Origin of the sequence: Actinophytocola sp. (assembly GCF_035942955.1) — a bacterium.
In the GTDB taxonomy this organism is placed as follows: Bacteria; Actinomycetota; Actinomycetes; order Mycobacteriales; family Pseudonocardiaceae; genus DASYTH01.
Genome location: NZ_DASZCQ010000023.1, coordinates 1 through 20,942 on the forward strand (window position 1 = coordinate 1; position 20,942 = coordinate 20,942).

Here is a 20,942-nt window from a genome sequence, read left to right on the forward strand (position 1 = left end):
CGGGCCCGAGCAGGTCGGTCAGCGCCGCGGTCAGCTCGTCGGACCCCCGCCCGGTCGCGGTGACCACCAGCACCGGCGTCCTGGTGGCCAGCGCCGCCACCACCAGCGGGCGGGCCGCGGGCGTGCCCTCGATCTCGAGGGCCGGCGCCCCGGCCGCCTCGATCAGGGCGGTCAGTGCGGGATCGGGCAGGACAGCGTCGAGGAGCCCCGCGAGCGGGCCGACTCGAGTCACGAGCATCCCCCTGTCGGACATGCGGACATACCCCTGCCCGGGACGAGACCGGGCGAGGGGTTCTCACTACCCAGCCTACGACCGGGGCCCGACAGTCCGAACCGAAGCATCCTGAATTGCGGAACAACTCCGAAATTTTCGGAACCCGCACAACGGCCGCCGAACTACATGAGCGGAAGTCCTCCGTCGTAGATACCTACTTCTCCTACCGGAAGTCTTCCGGAAGTTCGATGTTGACGAAGCTTCGACGCTGCGGTCATACTCGGACGAGATGTTGCTGACAGCTACAAGGAGGTGGCTCAGCGTTGCGAACCGTCAGAACTGCCCTCACCGCCGGCGTGCTCGGCGCGCTCGTGGCCGGCGGGCTCGTCGGGCTGTCCGGCACGGCGAGCGCGGCCAGCACGCTCGGGGCCGCCGCCGCCGAGCGGGGCCGCTACTTCGGCGCCGCCGTGGCGGCCAACCATCTCGGCGAGTCGGACTACGTGAACACGTTGAACACCGAGTTCAACAGCGTCACGCCGGAGAACGAGATGAAGTGGGAGGCGGTCGAGCCGTCCCCCGGCTCGTTCAGCTTCGCCAGCGCCGACCGGATCACCAACCATGCCCGCGGCCGCGGCATGCGCATCCGTGGCCACACCCTGGTGTGGCACTCGCAGCTGCCCGGCTGGGTGAGCAACCTGACCGGCAGCGCCGTGCGCTCGGCCATGGTCAACCACATCAATCAGGTGATGGGCCACTGGCGCGGTCAGATCCACTCCTGGGACGTGGTCAACGAGGCGTTCCAGGACGGTGGCAGCGGCGCCCGGCGCGACTCGGTGTTCCAGCGGCAGCTTGGCAACGGCTTCATCGAGGAGGCGTTCCGCGCGGCCCGCGCCGCCGACCCGAACGCCAAGCTCTGCTACAACGACTACAACACCGACGGGGTGAACGCGAAGAGCAACGCCGTGTTCGCCATGGTGCAGGACTTCCGCAACCGCGGCGTGCCGATCGACTGCGTCGGCTTCCAGTCCCACTTCAACAGCCAGTCCCCGGTGCCGGGTGACTACCAGCAGAACCTGCAGCGCTTCGCCAACCTCGGCGTGGACGTCCAGATCACCGAGCTGGACATCGAGGGCTCCGGCACGACCCAGGCCAACAACTACAGCCGGGTGGTCAACGCGTGCCTGGCCGTCTCCCGCTGCACCGGCATCACCGTCTGGGGCGTGACCGACAAGTACTCCTGGCGCTCCGGCGGCACGCCGCTGCTGTTCGACGGCAACTACACCAAGAAGCCGGCCTACAACGCGGTGCTGACCGCGCTGGGTGGAACCCCCGGGGGTGGCGGCGGAGGTGGTGGCGGCGCCACGTGCACCGTCTCCTACCAGGAAACGCAGCGGTGGGGCGACCGCTTCAACGGCCAGGTCACCGTTCGCGCGGGCGGCACCGCCATCACCTCCTGGGTCACCACGGTGACCGTGCGGTCCCCCCAGCGGATCTCCGCCACCTGGAACGGCACCCCGAGCTGGGACACCAGCGGCAACGTCATGACGATGCGGCCCGGCACCGCGAACCTCGCCGCCGGCGCCACGACCAGCTTCGGCTTCACCGTGCTGACGAACGGGAACTGGACCGCCCCGACGCTCGGTTCCTGCACCGCCGCATAGCGACGAAGGCGGCTTTCCTCATCGTGGGTGTGAGGAAAGCCGCCTCATCCTTTCTGGGGCAAGCCCCCGGACCCCACCGAGGCTCAGCCCCGGACCCCTTCGCCGCTCAGGGCTTGACCACCGTGAGCAGCACGACCGAGGGTTCCAGGGCCTTGATCGACTGGCGCGCACCGGGGATGTCCAACAGGTCGCCGGTGCGGCCTTCCCAACTGTCCTTGCCGGCGGTGAGCCGGATCCGGCCGCGCAGCACCTGGAGCGTGGCCTCGCCGGGGCTCAGGTGATCGGCCATCACCGCCCCCGCGGCCAGGGCGATCACGCTCTGCCTGAGCACGTGCTCGTGGCCGCCGAACACCGTTTTGGCGCTTCGCCGCTGGGTGTTCTCGGTCGCTTTCTTCAACTGCTCGCGGGCAACGGCGTCCAACGACAGTTTGCGCATGTGGACAGCTTTCCCTAGTGGCCTCGATCACGCCACGCATCGGAGTAGAGCGGTCTTGTCTTGTCGGCAGGTGTCAGGACAACGACGCGCGCAGCGCGGCGAGGTCCTCGTCGATCCGGGACCGCCGGCGGGTCAGCTCCGCCCGCGCCCGGGTGAGCGCCTCGACGCTGCGGTTGGCGTCCGCGCGCAGCGTGGCCTCCGTGCTCGCCCGGTGCTCGGCGGCGGCGGCCCGCTCGGTCCGGTCCCGCCACAGCTGCGCGCCGGCGAGCGCGCCGGCGGCGAGCGCCGGCACCAGCCAGCCCCACCCGGCGACGAGGGACAGCAGGGCGAGCAGCAGCCCGATGGCCGCGGCGGTGTAGCCGACCCGGCGCCGCCTGCCGTCGACGACGAGCGCGGCGGTGGCCCGCCGGATCGCGGTGTCCAGGGAGGTCGGCACGGGCCCGGCGGGGGTGATCATCAGCTCCCCGAGCGAGGTGCGCGCCCTGGTCTGCTCGCCGAGCGGCGTTCGGGCCCGCTCGGCGAACCGGTCGGCGGCCGTGAGGATGTGCGGCGCGCAGATCCGCACGGCCAGCGCGCGGCGCCCCGGCCGGTCCTCGTCGACGGCGTCCGCCCGCAGCAGCTCGACCAGCGCGCCGACCGGGGTGTCCCAGCTCTCCGGCTCGCCGTCGCCGCTGCCCTCGATCACCTGGCGCAGCCGGCGTTCCCGGACCAGCAACGGAAGCTCGACCGGGCTGCCCTCGTCGACCAGCAGCTCGAGGGTCCGCCTGACCACCGGGTCGACCTCGTCGGCGACGTCGTCGGCCTTCGCAAGGGCGCCGGCGACCCAGTGCCGCAGCACCGCCAGCCGCTCGCACGCGTCCAGCGCGCCGATCAGGTCCTCGGCCCGGCCGAGCTCCCTGGGCAGCGTGGCCACGACGTCCCGCTCCGGCCGGACCGCGCGCCGCCACGCGGCCACCGCCTCCTCGGTGTCCGAATCGGACAGTGTGGCCAGGGTGTCGCCGGCCCGGCGGAGCAGCAGGGCCCGCCCGTCGGCGCCGAGGTGGCCGTCGGCCGCCAGCGTCCACAGTGCCCGCTGGTACCGCGGCACGTTGACCTCCAATTCGGGCAGCGCAGCGCCGAGCGCGGTCTCGTCCGGCCGGCCGAGCAGCGCGGTGGCCAGCACGTGGAACACCGTCGCGCGGCGGTCGTCCCGGGACCTGGCCAGCTCCAGGTGCTCCGCCGCCGGCCGGCCGTCCACAGTCGCCTCGGCGCCGGCCAGCGCGGGCGCCAGCCAGTAACCGTCCACATCGGACTCCTTTGTACCCGCCCACCGTCCCCCCTCCGCGTCCCCGCTCCCACCCGGCATCGGGCTCTCGCCGAGCATCTGGCGGGCGCGGTGCCGCACCCCCGGCGTGCGCGTCGAACAGCGCGAGCGTGATGCGTAAGTCGCTGATCTCCACGAACGCGTCGAACGCCGCGGACAGCCGGTCGAGCCGGTGCTCCAGCGACCCGGTGACCGTGGACAGCTCGGCCTGCAGCCGCCTCGTCGACGAGCGCGCCGACGCCAGCGAGGAGTTCACCACCGACAGCTCGTCCTGTAGCTCCCTGATCTGCCGGTTCTGCCGGAAGTCCGCCCAGTCGCTCATGCCACGCTCCTTACCCGTTGCCGAATCCACACACGATTACGACGTCGGTCCGGGCATTCTGGCCCCATGCGCCACAGGTTGCTTCCCCTGGTCGCCGCCGCGACCGCCGCGCTGTCGGCGTGTTCGAGCAGCGCCGGAGTCGGGCAGGTGCCGGTCCCGGCGAGCTCCGCCAACGGTGGCCCGCCGACCACCGTGACCGAGCCGAGCCGGGCCACGACCCCGGGCTTCCGGGTGGAGGAGGTTGCCGCCGGCCTGCAGCACGGTTGGGATCTCGGTTTCCTGCCGGACGGCAAGATCCTGGTCAGCCAGCGGCCCGGCAAGTTCGTGCTGCTGTCCAACGGGGCGCCGGGCGCGGCCGTCACCCAGGTCAAGGCGGACACCACGGACGTCCTGGTGCGCGGCGAGGGCGGGCTGATGGGCCTGGTGGTGCACCCCGACTTCGCCACCTCGCGCCGGTTCACCACCTGCCAGACGCACACCGAGAACGGCCGCGCCGCCGACGTCCGGCTGGTCACCTGGCGGCTGGCCGAGGACGAGCAGATCGCCACCCGGGTCGCCGAGCTGCTCACCGGCCTGCCGGTCAACCCGAGCGGCCGGCACTCCGGCTGCCGCCCGGTGCTGGCCCCGGACGGCGCGCTGCTGGTCGGCACCGGCGACTCGGCGTCCAACCCGCTGATCCCGCAGAGCCGCGAGATCCTCGGCGGCAAGGTGCTCCGGATCGACCTGAACACCGGGGAGCCCGCCCCCGGCAACCCGATCCCCGGCTCCCGGATCTACACCTACGGGCACCGCAACGTGCAGGGCGTGGCGCTGCGGCCGGGCACCGACCAGATCTTCACCGCCGAGCACGGGCCGGACAAGAACGACGAGGTGAACCTGCTCAAGGCCGGCGCGAACTACGGCTGGGACCCGTCGAAGGGCGGCGCGAACCGGAACCGCTACGACGAGTCCGTCCCGATGACCGACCTCGACCGGTTCCCCGACGCGGTGCCGGCGATCTGGCAGTCCGGCGAGACGACCGAGGCGATCTGCGCGGCGGAGTTCCTGTCCGGCCCGCAGTGGGGCACCCTCAACGGCGCGCTCGTGATCACCGCGCTCAAGGGCGCCAAGCTCCTCGTGCTCACCCTCGACGAGCCGGGCAACGTCGTCTCGGTGGCCATCCCCCAGGAGCTCAACGACCGCTACGGCCGCCTGCGCGCCGCCCGCCGCGCCCCCGACGGCGCCCTCTACCTCACCACCACCAACGGCGACGACGACAAACTCCTTCGAGTGACGCCAACCTGATCCGCCCCCACGCCACTCGTCGCTTGCCAGAATCCACCCGTGCCACAACGCAAGCTCGACAGTCGTGCCCAACTCCGCGAGCTCCGCCGGATCTCAGTGGAGACCACGCTCATGATCAGAATGATCCTCGACCACTCCGGCCTTCCCGGGTTACGGCCGAGGAGATCGATAAGGCGCTCACCGAGGAGTCATTCAGACGCTCTGTCAAGTCTCCGACCGCCGCGATCGGCCAGCTATCCACAGGAAGGTCGGCTGTCCACAGAGCACCTCACGTCAGCCACTCGATCCGCGACGGGGAGCCACGATGAAACGCATGACAACGCTCAAGACACTCGACCGCCGGATCACCTCGCTCGAAGGTGATGTCAAGGAGATCAAGGAAGTGCAGGCTTCCCATAGTGAATCGATCTACAAGATGCATCGCAGGCTCACGAAGCACGACCTCCGGTGGACCAAGCTGTTCGAACACTTCAACATCGAGGATGTCACCGACGCAGAGGTCGACGAGGTTCTCGATGCGGAGTAGCCGGGGTCAGCCGCGCTCGCGCAGGGTCGGCTCGTGCTCGAGGTGGGACAGGCCGTTCCAGGCGAGGTTGACCAGGTGGGCGGCCACCTCCTCCTTCTTCGGTTCGCGGACCTCCAGCCACCACTGGCCGGTCAGCGCGACCATGCCGACCAGGGCCTGGCTGTAGAGGGCCGACAGCCGCGGGTCGTAGCCGCGGGCGCCGAACTGCCGGGCGAGGATGTGCTCGACCTGGCTGGCGATGTCGCCGAGCAGGCTGGAGAACGTGCCGGTCGCCATCGCCACCGGGGAGTCGCGGACCATGATCCGGAAGCCGTCCGCGGAGCTTTCCACGTAGTCGAGCAGGGCCCCGGCGGCGCGTTCGAGCAGCGCTCTCGGGTGGGCGTCCTCGGTCAGCGCCGCGGTCATCCGGCTGAGCAGGGCCTGCATCTCGCGGTCGACGACGACGGCGTAGATGCCCTCCTTGCCGCCGAAGTGCTCGTAGACCACGGGTTTGGACACCCGCGCCCGGTTGGCGATCTCCTCCACCGAGGCGCCGTCGAAGCCCTTCTCGGCGAACAGGGCCTTGGCCACGTCCACTAGCTGTTCCCGGCGCTGGCTGCCGGTCATGCGGACGCGCAGGACTACTCAGCTCCGGCGGTGATCCGGGCCAGGCGCTGCGACGTCGGCCAGCGGACGTCGTACACCCAGCCGAGCTTCTCGAACAGCCAGATCACCCGCGCCGAGATGTCGATCTGCCCGCGCTTGACCCCGTGCCGGGCGCAGGTCGGGTCGGCGTGGTGCAGGTTGTGCCAGGACTCCCCGCCGGACAGGATCGCCAGCGGCCAGAAGTTGGCCGCCTTGTCCCGCGACACGAACGGCCGCTCGCCGATCATGTGGCAGATCGAGTTCGTCGACCAGGTCACGTGGTGCAGGATCGCCACCCGGACGAACCCGGCCCAGAAGAACGCGGTCAGCGCTCCCCACCAGGACCAGGTCAGCAGCCCGCCGAGCGCGGCAGGCAGCAGGAACGTCAGCGTCGTCCACAGCACGAACAGCCGGTTGACCTTCACGAGGTCCGGGTCGGCCAGCAGGTCGGGGGCGAAGCGCTGCTTGTTCGTCACGTCCCGCTCGAAGATCCAGCCCATGTGGGCGTGCCAGAAGCCGCGCGCCAGCGCCAACGGCGAGGTGCCGAACAGCCACGGCGAGTGCGGGTCGCCCTCCCGGTCGGAGAACGCGTGGTGCCGCCGGTGGTCGGCGACCCAGGTGATCGGCGGGCTCTGCACGGCGAAGCTGCCGGCGAGCGCGAGCGCGATCCGCATGCCCCGCTTGGCCTTGAACGACCCGTGGGTGAAGTGCCGGTGGTAGCCGACCGTGACGCCGAGCAGCGTCAGCCAGTAGAACGCGAAGAAGAGCACGACGTCGACCCAGGTCAGCCCCCAGCCCCAGGCGAGCGGCACGGCCGCGATCAGTGCCGCGAACGGCACCAGGATGAAGATGTACACCGCGATCTGGGTGGCCAGGTTGCGGCGACCTTCGACGAGCGGCTTGGGTCCGCGGGCGCTGTGTGCTCCGGTGGTCTGGTCGAGGACTGTGGTCACTGGCAAACCTCGTTGATTTCTAGTAAGGACGACCTAACTTACGACAGCGTAGGTTGACCGGTGGCCCGCGCGCCAGACCCTTGAGTGACCACCGGCCACGCAGTGTGACCCAGGTAACACCCGATCGGACGCGGCGCCAGATAATCCTCAGGCCGGTGCTGACCTGGGGTGGGTGGTCGTGCCACGATGTCATGCTGGAACGCGGGGTACCCGAAATCCCGCAGCTGATCCGCCGTGGTGTAAAGGCAGCACCTCAGATTTTGGTTCTGATGGTTCAGGTTCGAATCCTGGCGGCGGAGCGGAGCGACCGCGCGGGAGAACCATGACGACGCACACGACGGCAGGGCCGACCAAGGGGTGGACCGCGAGCGTGGACGGCGACTCGGCACACGACGGCCCGGTGGGGGTGGGGTCCCCGCAGGGGGCCGGCGATGACCCCGCACTGCCGGCGCTGGCCGAGCGGTCGGACGCGTGGCTGGTCGGTCGCGCCAGGGAGCTGGTGGCCAAAGCCGACCACTCCGGTGCCGACGACGAGCGGCAGCGGCGCGCCGACGAGCTGGACCGGCTGCTCACCGAGGCCCAGCATCGCGGCGAGCCGCGCATGGTCGCCCAGCTGCTGCGGGCGGCGATCCTGGTCCGGGTCGGCGACAGCACGGTGGCCGACTCGGCCGAGCCGCTGCTCGACGAGCTGCTCGCGCACACCCGCCGGCACGGCCTGGTCATCCTGCAGGCCGACGCGCACGCGCTGCGCGGCCGGCGGCAGCTGCTGGTCGGCGCCGAGGACAAGGCGCTGTCCGAGGTCGCCGTGGCGCTGGCCCTGCTGGACGAGGACGTCACCCCGGACGCGGTGCTCGGCCGGCGCACCTCCGACGTGCTGATGGCCGAGACCCTGATGGACATCGGGCTGGTGCTCACCCAGCTCGGCGTGTACGAGGTCGCCGACAAGGTGATCACCAGAGCGCACCGCTTCATCCGGGACAGCGGTGGCCCGCAGATGATCTCCGTGGCGCTGGTCAACCGGGCCCGGCTGCTGCTCGGCTGGGGGCTGCGGCTTGAGCGGATCGGCGAGACCACCCAGGCGATCGGCCGGTTCACCACGGCGGCGGCGATCGCGACCGCGGTCGAGGCGCTGCTGCTCGACCGTCCCGACCAGGCGGAGCCGGCGCTGTGCCCGGTCATCGCCTCCGCGCATGCGCTGGCGCACCACTCGAGCATGTACGTGGAGCGGCTGACCCGGCTGCTGGACACCCCGCTGTACCCGCGGGACCTGATCCTCGTGTCGATCGCCCTTGCCCGCTGCCTCGAGGCCGAGGGCCACACCGAGCAGGCCATCAAGGTGCTCGGCGACGTCCGGGAGCGGCTGGACGACGCGTCCGAGCGCACGCTGCGGCTGTGCCTGATCCGCGAGTTCGCCCGGCTGTCCGGCACCGACGGCGGCGAGCGCACCACCAACGCCCTCGAGCAGTACGCCACCGAGCTGGAGGAGGCGCTGTGGGCCACCAGGGAGTCGCGGATCACCACGCTCAACGCCCGGCGTGAGCACGAGCGGCTGTCCTTCCGGCACGCCGCGGTGGAGCGGCAGGCGCTGCAGGATCCGCTCACCGGCCTGGCCAACCGGCGCGCGCTCGACGAGAAGCTGGAGAGCCTGGCCGCCTCGCCGGCCAACCACCCGCTGGCCATCGCGCTGATCGACCTCGACCGGTTCAAGGACGTCAACGACCGGATGTCGCACGCCGCGGGCGACGACGTGCTCCGCGTGATCGCCAGCACCATCCGGGATACCTTGCGCGGCAACGACATCGTCGCCCGGTACGGCGGTGACGAGTTCATCGCGCTGCTGCCCGGCGCCCCGCTGCACGCCGCCGAGGCCGCGCTGCGCCGCGCGGTGTCCGCGGTCGCGGCGCTGCCCCGCGACCTGTCGCACGGCGTCACCCTGTCCGTCGGCGTGGTGTCGCTGCGCCCGCAGGAGACCGCGGCCCGCGCGCTGGCCCGCGCGGACGCGGCCATGTACCAGGCGAAGCGCAAGGGCGGCAACGACATCGTGTCCGCGCCAGCCGGATCGTCCGGCGACACCACCGTTGCGGGCGGAATCTCCGCCAACGGCAACGGGTTGAGCCCGATCACCGACGACGAGCTCGGCGAGATCGACTTGTCCTTACCCGCCCACCATCCCCCCACCGCGTCCCCGCTCTCGCCGCGGGCCGACCCCGCGTGGGTGCTGCCCGAGGGACCGTAGGATCGCTCTACCGGACCCGTTCGCCCGGCGGACGGTGTCGTTCGTGTCTATGTGTATGGAGAGCGTCCGATGCCTCAGGGTGGCCACACCCGCCTCAGCACGATCATCCTCGCCGCCGGCGAGGGCACCCGCATGCGCTCGGCGACGCCGAAGGTGCTGCACCGCATCGCCGGCCGATCGCTGATCGAGCACGCGATCCGGGCCGCGGCCGGGCTGTCCCCCGCGGACCTCGCGGTGGTGGTCGGGCACGGCCGGGACAAGGTCGGCGAGCACCTGGCCGGGCTGGCCGGCGGGCTTGATCAGAAGATCACCATTGCGGTGCAGGAGGAGCAGCTTGGCACCGGGCACGCCGTCTCGTGCGGCCTCGGCGCGCTCCCGGCGCCGGCGTCCGGCACCGTGCTGGTCACCTACGGCGACGTGCCGCTGCTGGACACGGCCACGCTGGCCGCGCTGCTCGCCGAGCACGCCGCCGCGGCCAACGCGGTGACCGTGCTCACCGCCGTCGTCGACGACCCCGAGGGTTACGGCCGGATCCTGCGCGACGACGCGGGCGCGGTCACCGGGATCGTCGAGCACCGGGACGCCACCGAGGACCAGCGGGCCATCACCGAGATCAACTCGGGGATCTACGTGTTCGACGCCGGCGTGCTGGCCGGCGCGCTGACCCGGCTGGCCCCACACAACGCCCAGGGTCAGCTGTACCTCACCGACGTGATCGGCATCGCCCGCGCCGACGGGCACCGGGTGGGCGCCCTGGTGTGCGCCGACCCGTGGCAGGTGGCGGGCGTCAACGACCGGGTGCAGCTGGCCGCGCTGGGCGCGGAGCTCAACCGCCGGCTGGTCGAGGCGTGGATGCGGGCCGGGGTGACCGTGATCGACCCGGCCACCACCTGGGTGGACGCCGACGTCACGCTGAACCGCGACGTGGTCATCGAGCCCGGGGTGCAGCTGCGCGGGCGGACCGTGGTGGGCGAGGGCGCGGTGATCGGGCCGGACACCACGCTGACCGACATGGAGATCGGCGCCGCCGCCCAGGTGATCAGGACCCACGGCCGGGAGTCGCGGATCGGCGCCGGCGCCGTCGTCGGTCCGTTCGCCTACCTTCGGCCGGGCGTCGTGCTCGGCGAGCGCGGCAAGATCGGCACGTTCGTCGAGGTGAAGAACTCCGAGATCGGCACCGGGTCCAAGGTGCCTCATCTGTCCTATGTGGGCGACGCGACGATCGGCGAGCACACCAACATCGGCGCGGCCAGTGTGTTCGTCAACTACGACGGCGTGGCCAAGCACCGCTCGGTGGTCGGGTCGCACGCGCGCACCGGCTCGGACAACATGTTCGTGGCCCCGGTCAGCATCGGGGACGGGGCGTACACCGGCGCCGGTGCGGTGATCCGGCGCAACGTGCCGCCCGGCGCGCTGGCCGTGTCCGGCGGGCCGCAGCGCAACCTCGAGGAGTGGGTGCTCAAGCACCGCGCGGGCACGCCGTCGGCGGAGGCGGCCCGCCGCGCGCTCGACGCCGCGACCAGCGAGAATGGAGTTGGTTCAGACCAGGACGACGAGGGATGATCAGCATGGCCGCGAAATCCGGCACGCCGAAGAAGAACCTCATGTTCCTCTCCGGGCGGGCACATCCCGAGCTGGCCGAGGAGGTCGCCAAGCACCTCAACGTGGGCATCACGCCGCAGTCGGCGTACGAGTTCGCCAACGGTGAGATCTTCGTCCGGTTCGAGGAGTCCGTGCGCGGCACCGACGCGTTCGTCATCCAGAGCCACTGCGCGCCGATCAACCAGTGGGTCATGGAGCAACTGATCATGGTCGACGCCCTCAAGCGCGCCTCGGCCAAGCGGATCACCGCGATCATGCCGTTCTACCCGTACGCCCGGCAGGACAAGAAGCACAAGGGCCGCGAGCCGATCTCCGCCCGGCTCATCGCCGACCTGTTCAAGACCGCGGGCGTCGACCGGATCATGACCGTCGACCTGCACACCGCGCAGATCCAGGGCTTCTTCGACGGCCCGGTCGACCACCTGCTGGCCCAGACCCTGCTGGCCTCCTACGTTCGCCAGACCTACGACGGCGGCGACCTCACCGTGGTCTCCCCCGACGCCGGCCGCACCAAGCTCGCCGAGAAGTGGGCCGACGACCTCGGCGGCTACCCGATCGCGTTCATCCACAAGACCCGCGATCCCTTGCGCCCCAACGATGTCGTGGCCAAACGGGTGGTCGGCGAGGTGCGCGACCGGCTCTGCATCGTGGTCGACGACATGGTCGACACCGGCAACACCATCGCCAAGGCCGTCGAGCAGCTCCTCGACGAGGGCGCCGCCGGCGTGGTCGTCGCCGCCACCCACGGCGTGCTGTCCGGCCCCGCCCCCAAGGTGCTCGCCGAATGCGGCGCCCGCGAGGTCATCTTCACCAACACCCTGCCCATCCCCGACACCAAACGCTTCCCCGGCATGACCGTGCTGTCCATCGCCCCCCTCCTGGCCCGCGCCATCCAGCAGGTCTTCGAGGACGGCTCGGTGACCAGCCTGTTCGACGGCAACGCCTAACGCGTGTTCGACAGTGTCGCTGGAAGTGTCGCTGGGGTCGACCAATCTTTGGCGAGGGCGGCCGCCACACGACGACCAGGGCAGGGCGAGGAACGAGCCCCTGCCCGCAGGCGTCGTCACCCAACCACCCACGACACCCAACCCCCACACCGGCCCGCAACCCCCCAACCAACCCAACCCAAGGCCGCTCGCCGAAGGCGACAGGGCGGCCTTGCCCGAGCTAACAAGCACAGCCTTGCCCGAGTTTCAACACTGTCTGACCCCGGTGAACGGGAGCTGGGGCGGCGCGTAAACTGTCGGGGTTGTCTCGGCGAGGGCGGGCAGTGCGCCCGGCGTGATCGACGCGGCGGATGCGATGCCACGCGTTCGCACCAGCGCCGCAGACCACCGCCGCCCCGAGTTTGCCACCACGCAAGGAGAGCACCACCGTGTCCGAGGTCCGTCTCGCCGCCGAGCCGCGCACCGAGTTCGGCAAGGGCGCCGCACGCCGCACCCGCCGCGCCGGCAAGATCCCCGCGGTGCTGTACGGCCACGGCTCCGATCCCAAGCATCTTGCGCTGCCGGCCTTGGAGTTCGCCAGGGTGGTCCGCGAGCACGGGCACAACGCCGTGCTGACGCTGAACATCGGGAACGCCGAGAGCGAGCTGGCGCTGACCAAGACGGTCACCACGCACCCGATCAAGAACTACATCGAGCATGTGGACCTGCTGCTCGTCCGGCGTGGCGAGAAGGTCACGGTGGACGTGCCGATCGTGGTCAACGGCGAGGCCGCGCCGGGCACGCTGGTGACGCAGGACCTGACGACGATCCAGGTCGAGGTCGAGGCGCTGCACATCCCCGAGCACGTCGAGATCTCGATCGACGGCGCCGAGGCGGGCACGCAGGTCCTCGCCGGGCAGATCGCGCTGCCGTCCGGCGCGACGCTGACCACCGACCCGGAGGCGCTGGTCGTCGCGGTGAATGTGGCGCCGACCGCCGAGGAGCTCGGCGCCGAGCCCGCGGAGGGCGAGGCCGAGGCTGCCGAGGGCGTGGAGGCCGAGGCGCCGGCGCCGAGCGAGCAGCCCGAGGGCTGACCCCCGCCCGACCGGCCGGGAGGCGACGGGCCGATGGTGGACGAATCGACGGACGAGCCGACGCTGGTCGTCGGGCTGGGCAACCCGGGTCCGCGGTGCGCCGGGAACCGGCACAACATCGGCTTCCTGGTGGCCGACGAGCTGGCCGACCGGATGGGCGGGCGGTTCAAGGCGCACCGGACGGGAACGGACCTGCTCGAGGGCCGGCTGGGCGGCCACCGGGTCGCGCTGGTCAAGCCCCGGTCGTTCATGAACACCTCGGGCGGGCCGGTGGTCGGGGCCGCGCGGTTCTTCAAGGTGCCGCCGGAACGGCTGGTGGTGGTGCACGACGAGCTGGACCTGCCGTACGGCACGGTGCGGCTCAAGCTCGGCGGCGGCGAGAACGGCCACAATGGACTGCGTTCGATCACCAAGTCGCTCGGCACGAGGGACTACCATCGGGTGCGGTTCGGGATCGGCCGGCCGCCGGGACGGATGGACCCCGCCGACTTCGTGCTCCGCGACTTCTCCGCGGCCGAGCGCAGGGAGCTCGCGTTCGGCGTCGATCGGTGCGCGGACGCGGTGGAGGCGCTGGTCCGGATGGGCCTCGAGGCCGCACAGAACGTGTTCCACGCAGGCTGACCGGAGGCAACGCGCGGGATGGACGGCAAACCGCTGACCCAGGCGGACGTGCACGACGTCGTGTTCGACAAGGCGCCGCTCGGCAAGCGTGGCTACGACGAGGACCAGGTCGACGACTTCCTCGACCGGATCGAGGCCACCCTGGCCGGCAAGGACACGCTCACCGCGGAGGACGTCCGCGCGGTGGTCTTCGAGGCCGCGCCACTGATGAAGCGCGGCTACCACGAGGACCAGGTCGACGCCTTCCTCGACACCGTCGTCGCCACGCTGGAGCTGCGGGCGCGGGCGCAGCGGGTGGCGGTGCCGCCCCGGCCGCACTACCCGGCCGAGGACACCCATCCGATGCCGTTCACCCAGCCCCCCTCGCTGCCGGTGGTGGACACCACTCCGGCCACCCAGCCGGTGCGCCACGACCCCGACGACGACCTGGAGGCCGCCCCGCCGGGCGACATCCTGTCCCTACCGCTGCCGCCCGCGCCGCCCGGCGCCCGCGGCTACCGGCCCGGCGACGTGGAGAAGCTGGCCAAGCTGCTGGCCGCGGCGATCGAGCGGGTCGACGGCCCCACCTCCAACGACCTGGCCAGGGTCAAGCTCAGCCGGACCTTCTTCACCGGCCAGGGCTACCACGCCGACGTCGTCGACACGCTCATCGACGCCTGGCTGTGGGAGCTGCGCCACCGGGAGGGCTAGGGCCTGGTTCTTGGATCGTCGTGGAAGTCTTGGGCCGAGCGACGGAACCTCGGGGGACCGTGACGGCACCCAGCCACAATCAACCCACATCCGCACGATCGGCTGGAACGCAACGACAGCAGTTAATTCCGGAGAGGCGGACTAGTCTCCTCCTCGCGGCCGCGGATGCTGGCGGCGAGCTGCTCCCCGGCGGCGGCCCGGCGCAGCTTGCCGGAGGGGGTCTTGGGCAGCGTGCCGGGCGGTAGCACCAGCACGGCGGCCGGTCGGGCGTTGACCGCCTCGAATACCCGGGCGCCGACCTCCTTGCGCACCACCTTCTCGGCGTCGGCGTCACCGGCCAGTTTGGACTCGACGACGACGGCGAACCGCTCCCGCCGGCTGCCCGCGTCCAGCCGGACCGCGACGGCGTTGCCGGCCCGCACGCCCTCGACGGAGGTCGCGGCGCGCTCCACGTCGGTCGGGTAGATGTTGCGTCCGGCCAGGATGATCACGTCCTTGCGCCGGCCGCAGATGACGATCTCACCGTCCACCGTGTACCCGAGGTCGCCGGTGGCCAGCCAGCCGTTCTCGTCCTGCGTGGGGACCGGACCGTCCACGGTCAGGTAGCCCGGGGTGACCGACGTGCCGCGCAGCCGGATCTCGCCGACCTCCCGCTCACCGAGCCGGTTTCCCTGCTGGTCGACGATCTCCGCCTCGATGCCGGGCAGCGGCGCGCCCAGCCGGGCGAACGACCGGACTGTCCTTTCGGGACGGTCGGCGTCTGCCGGGTCCACCGGCACCGCCCGACCCTCGGCCTCCAGCGCGTCGGCGTCGATGTAGTCGAGGGTGAGGCCGGTGAACAGCGGGGCGAACGACACCGCGAGCGTGGCCTCGGCCATGCCGTACGCGGGAAAGACGCACTCGGGCGGCATGCCGAACCGGGCGCCCGCCTCGGTGAACGACCGCACCGCCTTCTCGTCGATCGGTTCGGCCCCGTTGAGCGCGATGCGCAGCGTGGACAGGTCGTAGGCGGCGTCATCGTCCACACCGGACAGCCGGCGGCCGAGCAGCGCGTAGGCGAAGTTCGGCGCCGCGGTGACGGTCGCCTTGTACTTGGTGATCAGCTGCGCCCACAGCAGCGGCGCGGACAGGAAGTCCACCGGCGTGACCTTGATCAACCGCACGCCGACGACCATCGGCACCGTATAGAACCCGACCATCCCCATGTCGTGGAACATCGGCAGCCAGGACACCAGGATGTCGTTCTCCACGTCCAGCTTGGCCACCTCGACCATGGCCGTGATGTTCGAGATCAGGTTCCCGTGAGTGATCTTGACGGCCTTGGGCTCTGCGGTCGAGCCGCTGGTCAGCTGCAGCAGCGCGGGGGCGTCCTCACCGACCTGGACGATCTCGGTGAGCGGCGCGCCGCCGTCGAGGTCGGCCAGCAGCCGGTAGCCGATCCCGTGCTGGTCGAGCACCGGCGCCAGCGGCTCGAACGGCGCCCCCAGCAGCACGAGCTTCGAGCCGATCATGCTGAGCACGCGCACGGTGTCCTCGGCCCACACCGCGATGTCGGTGCGCGGCGTGGGTTGGTGCAGCATCGTCACGCTGCCGCCGGCCAGCCACACCGCCTGCACGGCGGGGCCGATCGCGGCCGGCTCGGCGGCCAGGATCGCGACCGCGTCGTGCTTGCCGAGGCCGTTGGCGATCAGGTCGCCGGCGATCCGCCTGGCCTTGCGGTGCACGTCCGCCCACGTCGTGTGCACCGGCTCGGCGGGCTCTCCGGTGACCACCCCGTGCCGCTGGCCGACCCCGTGCGCCGTGTCCAGCAGCTTGTCCATGAACCGACTCATAAATCCTCACTGTGCCTTTTCGCATGGTGGCGCTGTGGTCACCTTGGCTGCCGCGCGGTCATTTTCCTCACTGTAGAGCGGGCTACTCGGCGTCATCCGCGGCCGCCAGCCAAAGCTGCTCGACGGTGTCCTTCTCCGCGAGCACCCGGCGAAGCTCGGCGTCCAGGGCGACCAGCCGCTCGGCGTCGGTGGCCGCCTCGGCCAGGGCCACGTGCAGCTCCTTCTCGCGCCGCGCGAGCGCCTCCAGCCGGCGCTCCAACCTGGCCAGCTCCTTGCGGGCCGCGCGCCGCTCGGCCGCGCTGGACGGGACGCGCTCAACGGTTCGGGTGCCCTGTTCGGCAACCCGCGAAACGCGGCGGGCCAGGTACTCGTCGATGCCGCCGGGCAGGTGGGTGACCCGGCCGTCGCCGAGCAGCGCGACCACGGTGTCGCAGACCCGCTCGACCAGGTACCGGTCGTGCGAGACGACGACGAGCGTGCCCGGCCAGGAGTCGAGCACATCCTCAAGCTGCTGCAACGTGTCGATGTCCAGATCGTTGGTCGGCTCGTCGAGCAGCAGCACGTTCGGCTCGGCCATCAGCAGCCGGGCCAGCTGCAGCCGCCGCCGCTCGCCGCCGGACAGGTCGGCGACCGGCGTCCACTGCCGGCTGGTCGGGAAGCCGAACCGCTCGAGCAGCGTCGAGGCCGACAGCTCCTGCTTGCCGACGACGACCCGGCGGGCGATCTCCTCGACCGCCTCGCGCACCCGCTGCGGGCCCGGCAGGTCGTGCAGCTCCTGGGTCAGGTACGCCAGCCGGACGGTCTTGCCCCGCACCAACCGCCCGGCGTCCGGCTCCACCTCGCCGGCAAGCAGCCGCAGCAGCGTGGTCTTGCCGGACCCGTTCACCCCGACCAGCCCGACCCGGTCCCCCGGCCCGATCCGCCAGGTCTCCGCGGCCAGGATCCGCTGCCCGCCGATGGACAGCGTGACGTCCTCCAGCTCGAGCACCGTGCGGCCGAGCCGGCGCCGGGCGAACGTGATCAGCTCGACGGAGTCCCGCGGCGCCGGCACGTCGGAGATCAACGCCTCGGCCGCCTCGATCCGGTACCGGGGCTTGGCGGTGCGCGCCGGCGGGCCGCGGCGCAGCCAGGCCAGCTCCTTGCGGGCCAGGTTGCGGCGCTTCTGCTCGGCGGCGTCGGCGATCCGGGCCCGCTCGGCGCGGGCGTACACCCAGTCCGAGTAGCCGCCGTCGTACTGCTCGACGCCGCCGCCGACGACCTCCCAGATGCGGCCGCACACGATGTCCAGGAACCAGCGGTCGTGGGTGACCACGACCAGCGCGGACCGGCGGGCCGTCAGGTGCTCGGCCAGCCAGCGCACGCCCTCCACGTCGAGGTGGTTGGTCGGCTCGTCCAGGATGACCAGGTCGAGCTCGCGCACCAGGGCCGCGGCCAGCGCCACCCGGCGGCGCTCGCCGCCGGACAGCGTGCTCGCCGGCGTGTCCAGCCCGAACGCGGTGATGCCCAGCCCGGTCAGGATCCCCCTGGCCCGCGGGTCGGCGGCCCACTCGTGCTCGGCGGTGACGCCGAGCGGGTCGAGCACGGCGTGCCGGATCGTGGTGCCCTCGGGCAGCTCGGTGCGCTGGGTGACCACGGCCGTGCGCAGGTCGCGGCTCCGGCTGACCCGGCCGGAGTCCGGCTGCTCGAGGCCGGCGAGCACCTCGAGCAGCGTGGTCTTGCCGCTGCCGTTGAGCCCGACCACGCCGATCCGGTCGCCCTCGCCCACCCCCAGCGACACGCCGTCCAGCAGCGGCCCGGTCCCGTAGCTCTTGCCGACCGCCTCCAGGTTGACGAGGTTGGCCATCAGCCCTCGCGCTCGCGGTCGAGGCGTTCGTGCAGGCGCCGCACGTCCTGCTGCAGGGCGACGAGCGTGTCGGCGGCCACGATCAGCCCGCGCAGCACGACCAGCGCAAGGGGCAGGCCGCCGACGACCAGGATCAGCGCGGTGACCAGGAGCCGCTCGCGCCGCTCGGCCCCGCACACGTCGATGTCACCGGCGCCGACGAGCTCGCTGCACCTGATCGGCTCACCGGCGATCTCGATCTCCAGCGGCCGGAGGAACCACACCGCGGCCACGATCGCGCCGAGCACGGCCAGCGGGATGGACCAGCGCAGGGGTCGGGTGAGGTGGCTGCGGAACATTGGCCGCAATCTACCGAGCGGGCGCGGGCATGCGGGAACGCGGGACACGGCTGCACGAAGGCGGGACACGGCTGCACGAAGGCGGGACACGCCGGGTCAGGCGTGGACCTCGGGCGGGATCGGCCGGGGTGCGTCGTCGCCGCCGATCACCCGGGCGCCGGGGACCGGGCCGTGCGCGACGCGAACCGTGCGGCAGACGCCGGCGCCGGCCAGCTCGGCGGCCACCCGCAGCGCCGCGTCGGCGTCCTGGCACAGGAAGGCACACGTGGGGCCGGAGCCGGACACGATCCCGGCGAGCGCGCCCGCGCCGACGCCGGCGCGCAGGGTGCGGCGCAGGCTCGGGCGCAGCGAGACCGCGGCGGCCTGCAGGTCGTTGCCGAGCAGCGGGGCGAGCCGGCCGGGATCGCCGGACGCCAGCGCCTCGAGCAGCGGCTCGACCGGGCCGACCCGCGGCGGGTCGCCGTCCAGCCGCAACCGGTCGAGCTCGGCGTACACCTTCGCCGTGGACAGCCCCTGCTGGTCGAGCGCCAGCACCCAGTGGTAGGTGCTCCTGGTCAGCACCGGCACCAGCTGCTCGCCCCTGCGGGTGCCCAGCGCGGTGCCGCCGTGCAGGGTGAACGGCACGTCGGCGCCGAGCGAGGCGGCGATCGCGGCCAGCTCGTCCCGCCCGATCTCCAGCTTCCACAGCGTGGCCAGGCCGACGAGGGCGGCCGCCGCGTCGGCGCTGCCGCCGGCCATGCCGCCGGCCACCGGGATGCCCTTGCGGATCGCCAGCCGGATCTTGAGCGCGTCGGCGTTGCGGCCCACGTGGCCGGCCAGCGCGCGGACCGCTTGCCAGGCAAGGTTTCCCGCGCCGGTGGGCACGGCGGCGGCGCCCTCGCCGAGCACCTCGATGCCCGGCTCGTCGGCGACCGCGACCGTGACCTCGTCGGTCAGCGACAGGGCCTGGAAGACCGTGGTCAGCTCGTGGTAGCCGTCGTCGCGCACGTCGCCGACCGCCAGGTGCAGGTTGACCTTGGATGGCACCCGGACGGTGACCGGCGGCGGAACGACGGCGAGCACATGATGAGGGTACGGGGCCGGGACCGTCAGGCGGCGACACCTCGCGGGCCGGTGGCGGCCTGGCGGACCAGCCCGCCGCGATCGGCGATCCAGGCGATCGCGGAGTCGGCCCGCTCACCGGACACGCCGATCCGGAACCGGGCGACCGGAGTCTCGCCGAGCCTGGTCAGGCCGCCGCCGACCACCGAGATGTCCACCCCGAACCGGGCGGACGCCTCCGGCAGCAGCGCGCCGACCGCGGCGAAGCCGACTAGGACCACGTCGGCCACCCGGTCGTGCGCCGAGCCGGGCGCGGGGTCGGTGATGGCGGGCAGGATGGCCTTGGCGATGCGGCTGTCCGGGTCCTGCACCAGGTCGAGCAGGCCGCCATGCTCGAGGATGCGGCCGTGCTCGAGGATGGCGACGTCGTCGGCGATCTTGCGGACCACGCCGGCGTCCGCGGTGGCCACCAGCACCGTCGCGCCGAGCTCGGTGCGGGCCCGGTCAAGCACGGTGAGCACGCCGGCCGCGCCGTCCGGGTCGACGCCGGCCGTCGGATCGTCGGCGAGCAGCACGTCCGGCTCCCGGACAAGGGCCCTGGCCACGGCCACCCGGCGGCGCTGGCCGGGGGTGAGCCGGTCGGGGTAGGTGGCGGCCTTGTCGGTGAGCCCGATCAGGTCGAGCAGCTTGCCGACCTTGGCCCGGCGCGCCGGGCCGTCCATTCCGGCCTGCTCGAGCGGAAGCGCGATGTTGCCGGCGGCGGTGCGCTGGCCGAGCAGCGACTCCCCGGACGGCACCACGCCGATGCGACTTCGGGCCGCCCGCAGGCCGCGGGGATCCAGCGTGCTGATGTTCTGGCCGTCCAGCCGGATCACACCGCTGTCCGGGCGATCCTGCAGGGCGATGAGGCGAGCGAGGGTGGACTTGCCGGAGCCGGCCGCGCCGACGACGCCGGCGATCTTGCCGGCCGGCACGTCGAGGGTGACGCCGTCAAGGGCGACGACCGGGCCGGTCTGACTGCGAAACGATTTGGTGAGGTTCTCTACCGTGATCACGAAGTGCTCCCAGTGCAGCGAAAGGAGGGCTGATCGAGCGGCAGCCCTGGTTCCTAACTAGACAGTCCTATGCGGACAATCGGAGTTCGGCGAGCGGATGTCCCGGGCTCAGCTGGTCGAGCTGGGACAAGCGGTCACGGTTCGCCGGCACTGGTCGATGACGCGCCTCATGGTGAGGATCGGCATCCCACTCACTCCTCCATCGTTCCTGGCGTTAGCACCTGCCCCCGCGGGGTGGTTGCTGCGGCTTCGTCGAGCCAGGTCTCTCGGCCGCTCGGGATGGATCGTCGTCGAAAAGTACACCCGATTCCGGCGTTCGAGTGCAAGTCACTACCTCGGGA

General features: G+C 71.9%; 19 protein-coding genes, 1 tRNA gene and 1 riboswitch. Of the genes, 10 read left to right on the forward strand and 10 right to left on the reverse strand.

What is annotated here, in order from left to right:
* Positions 1-253, reverse strand: a 253-nt coding sequence (locus VGX25_RS01655; RefSeq protein ID WP_326915702.1) for a hypothetical protein, incomplete at its 3' end; no start/stop codon positions are given.
* A gap of 284 nt (positions 254-537) precedes the next feature.
* Here VGX25_RS01655 and VGX25_RS01660 point away from each other — a divergent pair.
* Positions 538-1,875: an endo-1,4-beta-xylanase gene (locus tag VGX25_RS01660; RefSeq protein WP_326915703.1), complete on the forward strand. Its 1,338-nt coding sequence runs from the start codon at positions 538-540 to the stop codon at positions 1,873-1,875.
* A 106-nt stretch (positions 1,876-1,981) separates the two neighbouring features.
* Here the strand turns inward: VGX25_RS01660 and VGX25_RS01665 are convergent, their stop codons facing one another.
* Positions 1,982-2,311: a cupin domain-containing protein gene (locus tag VGX25_RS01665; RefSeq protein WP_326915704.1), complete on the reverse strand. Its 330-nt coding sequence runs from the start codon at positions 2,309-2,311 to the stop codon at positions 1,982-1,984.
* Between the two features lie 73 nt (positions 2,312-2,384).
* On the reverse strand, positions 2,385-3,596 hold the full coding sequence (locus VGX25_RS01670; RefSeq protein WP_326915705.1) for a hypothetical protein: 1,212 nt from the start codon (positions 3,594-3,596) through the stop codon (positions 2,385-2,387).
* Positions 3,597-4,002: 406 nt separating this feature from the next.
* Here VGX25_RS01670 and VGX25_RS01675 point away from each other — a divergent pair, with 406 nt between their 5' ends.
* Both VGX25_RS01675 and VGX25_RS01680 read left to right on the forward strand, forming a co-directional pair.
* On the forward strand, positions 4,003-5,220 hold the full coding sequence (locus VGX25_RS01675) for a PQQ-dependent sugar dehydrogenase (protein ID WP_326915706.1): 1,218 nt from the start codon (positions 4,003-4,005) through the stop codon (positions 5,218-5,220).
* Between the two features lie 313 nt (positions 5,221-5,533).
* Complete coding sequence (locus tag VGX25_RS01680) at positions 5,534-5,746, forward strand: hypothetical protein (protein ID WP_326915707.1); 213 nt, start codon at positions 5,534-5,536, stop codon at positions 5,744-5,746.
* Positions 5,747-5,752: 6 nt separating this feature from the next.
* On the opposite strand, the gene VGX25_RS01685 is transcribed toward VGX25_RS01680, so the two are convergent.
* Both VGX25_RS01685 and VGX25_RS01690 read right to left on the reverse strand, forming a co-directional pair.
* On the reverse strand, positions 5,753-6,352 hold the full coding sequence (locus VGX25_RS01685) for a TetR/AcrR family transcriptional regulator (RefSeq protein ID WP_326915708.1): 600 nt from the start codon (positions 6,350-6,352) through the stop codon (positions 5,753-5,755).
* Positions 6,353-6,366: 14 nt separating this feature from the next.
* The gene (locus tag VGX25_RS01690; protein ID WP_326915709.1) at positions 6,367-7,323 is read right to left on the reverse strand and encodes an acyl-CoA desaturase; all 957 of its coding nucleotides are present in this window, start codon (positions 7,321-7,323) and stop codon (positions 6,367-6,369) included.
* Between the two features lie 228 nt (positions 7,324-7,551).
* On the opposite strand from VGX25_RS01690, the gene VGX25_RS01695 reads away from it, so the two are divergent.
* The 7 genes from VGX25_RS01695 (at position 7,552) to VGX25_RS01725 (ending at position 14,492) form a co-directional block, all read left to right on the forward strand.
* Positions 7,552-7,622 (forward strand) — tRNA-Gln (locus tag VGX25_RS01695).
* Between the two features lie 23 nt (positions 7,623-7,645).
* The gene (locus VGX25_RS01700; protein ID WP_326915710.1) at positions 7,646-9,559 is read left to right on the forward strand and encodes a GGDEF domain-containing protein; all 1,914 of its coding nucleotides are present in this window, start codon (positions 7,646-7,648) and stop codon (positions 9,557-9,559) included.
* Between the two features lie 69 nt (positions 9,560-9,628).
* Positions 9,629-11,122, forward strand: a complete 1,494-nt coding sequence (glmU, locus tag VGX25_RS01705) for a bifunctional UDP-N-acetylglucosamine diphosphorylase/glucosamine-1-phosphate N-acetyltransferase GlmU (protein WP_326915711.1) — start codon at positions 9,629-9,631, stop codon at positions 11,120-11,122.
* Between the two features lie 5 nt (positions 11,123-11,127).
* Positions 11,128-12,108 carry a ribose-phosphate diphosphokinase gene (locus tag VGX25_RS01710; protein ID WP_326915712.1) on the forward strand — a complete coding sequence of 327 codons (981 nt, stop codon included), beginning with the start codon at positions 11,128-11,130 and terminating at the stop codon, positions 12,106-12,108.
* A 428-nt stretch (positions 12,109-12,536) separates the two neighbouring features.
* Positions 12,537-13,181 (forward strand): 50S ribosomal protein L25/general stress protein Ctc, encoded by a 645-nt coding sequence (locus VGX25_RS01715; RefSeq protein WP_326915713.1) that lies wholly within the window; start codon positions 12,537-12,539, stop codon positions 13,179-13,181.
* 33 nt (positions 13,182-13,214) lie between these two features.
* Complete coding sequence (gene pth, locus VGX25_RS01720; protein WP_326915714.1) at positions 13,215-13,802, forward strand: aminoacyl-tRNA hydrolase; 588 nt, start codon at positions 13,215-13,217, stop codon at positions 13,800-13,802.
* 18 nt (positions 13,803-13,820) lie between these two features.
* Positions 13,821-14,492, forward strand: coding sequence for a DivIVA domain-containing protein (locus VGX25_RS01725; protein WP_326915715.1), 672 nt, complete (start codon positions 13,821-13,823; stop codon positions 14,490-14,492).
* A gap of 122 nt (positions 14,493-14,614) precedes the next feature.
* Here the strand turns inward: VGX25_RS01725 and VGX25_RS01730 are convergent, their stop codons facing one another.
* From VGX25_RS01730 to VGX25_RS01750, 5 genes are all read right to left on the reverse strand, one after another.
* Positions 14,615-16,324: a fatty acyl-AMP ligase gene (locus tag VGX25_RS01730; protein ID WP_326915716.1), complete on the reverse strand. Its 1,710-nt coding sequence runs from the start codon at positions 16,322-16,324 to the stop codon at positions 14,615-14,617.
* A gap of 82 nt (positions 16,325-16,406) precedes the next feature.
* On the reverse strand, positions 16,407-18,167 hold the full coding sequence (locus tag VGX25_RS01735; protein ID WP_326915717.1) for an ABC-F family ATP-binding cassette domain-containing protein: 1,761 nt from the start codon (positions 18,165-18,167) through the stop codon (positions 16,407-16,409).
* Positions 18,167-18,505, reverse strand: coding sequence for a hypothetical protein (locus tag VGX25_RS01740; protein ID WP_326915718.1), 339 nt, complete (start codon positions 18,503-18,505; stop codon positions 18,167-18,169). The genes VGX25_RS01735 and VGX25_RS01740 overlap by 1 nt, the downstream gene beginning before the upstream one ends.
* Before the next feature lie 96 nt (positions 18,506-18,601).
* Positions 18,602-19,567: a 4-(cytidine 5'-diphospho)-2-C-methyl-D-erythritol kinase gene (locus VGX25_RS01745; protein ID WP_326915719.1), complete on the reverse strand. Its 966-nt coding sequence runs from the start codon at positions 19,565-19,567 to the stop codon at positions 18,602-18,604.
* A gap of 26 nt (positions 19,568-19,593) precedes the next feature.
* Complete coding sequence (locus VGX25_RS01750; RefSeq protein ID WP_326915720.1) at positions 19,594-20,601, reverse strand: methionine ABC transporter ATP-binding protein; 1,008 nt, start codon at positions 20,599-20,601, stop codon at positions 19,594-19,596.
* Between the two features lie 196 nt (positions 20,602-20,797).
* Positions 20,798-20,887, reverse strand: a riboswitch (SAM riboswitch).
* Positions 20,888-20,942 lie beyond the last annotated feature (55 nt).

Coding starts and splice junctions, on each gene's coding strand:
- VGX25_RS01665 (WP_326915704.1), bottom strand. CDS start 2,311: ATGCGCAAACTGTCGTTGGACGCCGTTGCCCGCGAGCAGTTGAAGAAA.
- VGX25_RS01675 (WP_326915706.1), top strand. CDS start 4,003: ATGCGCCACAGGTTGCTTCCCCTGGTCGCCGCCGCGACCGCCGCGCTG.
- VGX25_RS01680 (WP_326915707.1), top strand. CDS start 5,534: ATGACAACGCTCAAGACACTCGACCGCCGGATCACCTCGCTCGAAGGT.
- VGX25_RS01685 (WP_326915708.1), bottom strand. CDS start 6,352: ATGACCGGCAGCCAGCGCCGGGAACAGCTAGTGGACGTGGCCAAGGCC.
- VGX25_RS01700 (WP_326915710.1), top strand. CDS start 7,646: ATGACGACGCACACGACGGCAGGGCCGACCAAGGGGTGGACCGCGAGC.
- glmU (WP_326915711.1), top strand. CDS start 9,629: ATGCCTCAGGGTGGCCACACCCGCCTCAGCACGATCATCCTCGCCGCC.
- VGX25_RS01710 (WP_326915712.1), top strand. CDS start 11,128: ATGGCCGCGAAATCCGGCACGCCGAAGAAGAACCTCATGTTCCTCTCC.
- pth (WP_326915714.1), top strand. CDS start 13,215: ATGGTGGACGAATCGACGGACGAGCCGACGCTGGTCGTCGGGCTGGGC.
- VGX25_RS01725 (WP_326915715.1), top strand. CDS start 13,821: ATGGACGGCAAACCGCTGACCCAGGCGGACGTGCACGACGTCGTGTTC.
- VGX25_RS01730 (WP_326915716.1), bottom strand. CDS start 16,324: ATGAGTCGGTTCATGGACAAGCTGCTGGACACGGCGCACGGGGTCGGC.
- VGX25_RS01735 (WP_326915717.1), bottom strand. CDS start 18,167: ATGGCCAACCTCGTCAACCTGGAGGCGGTCGGCAAGAGCTACGGGACC.
- VGX25_RS01740 (WP_326915718.1), bottom strand. CDS start 18,505: ATGTTCCGCAGCCACCTCACCCGACCCCTGCGCTGGTCCATCCCGCTG.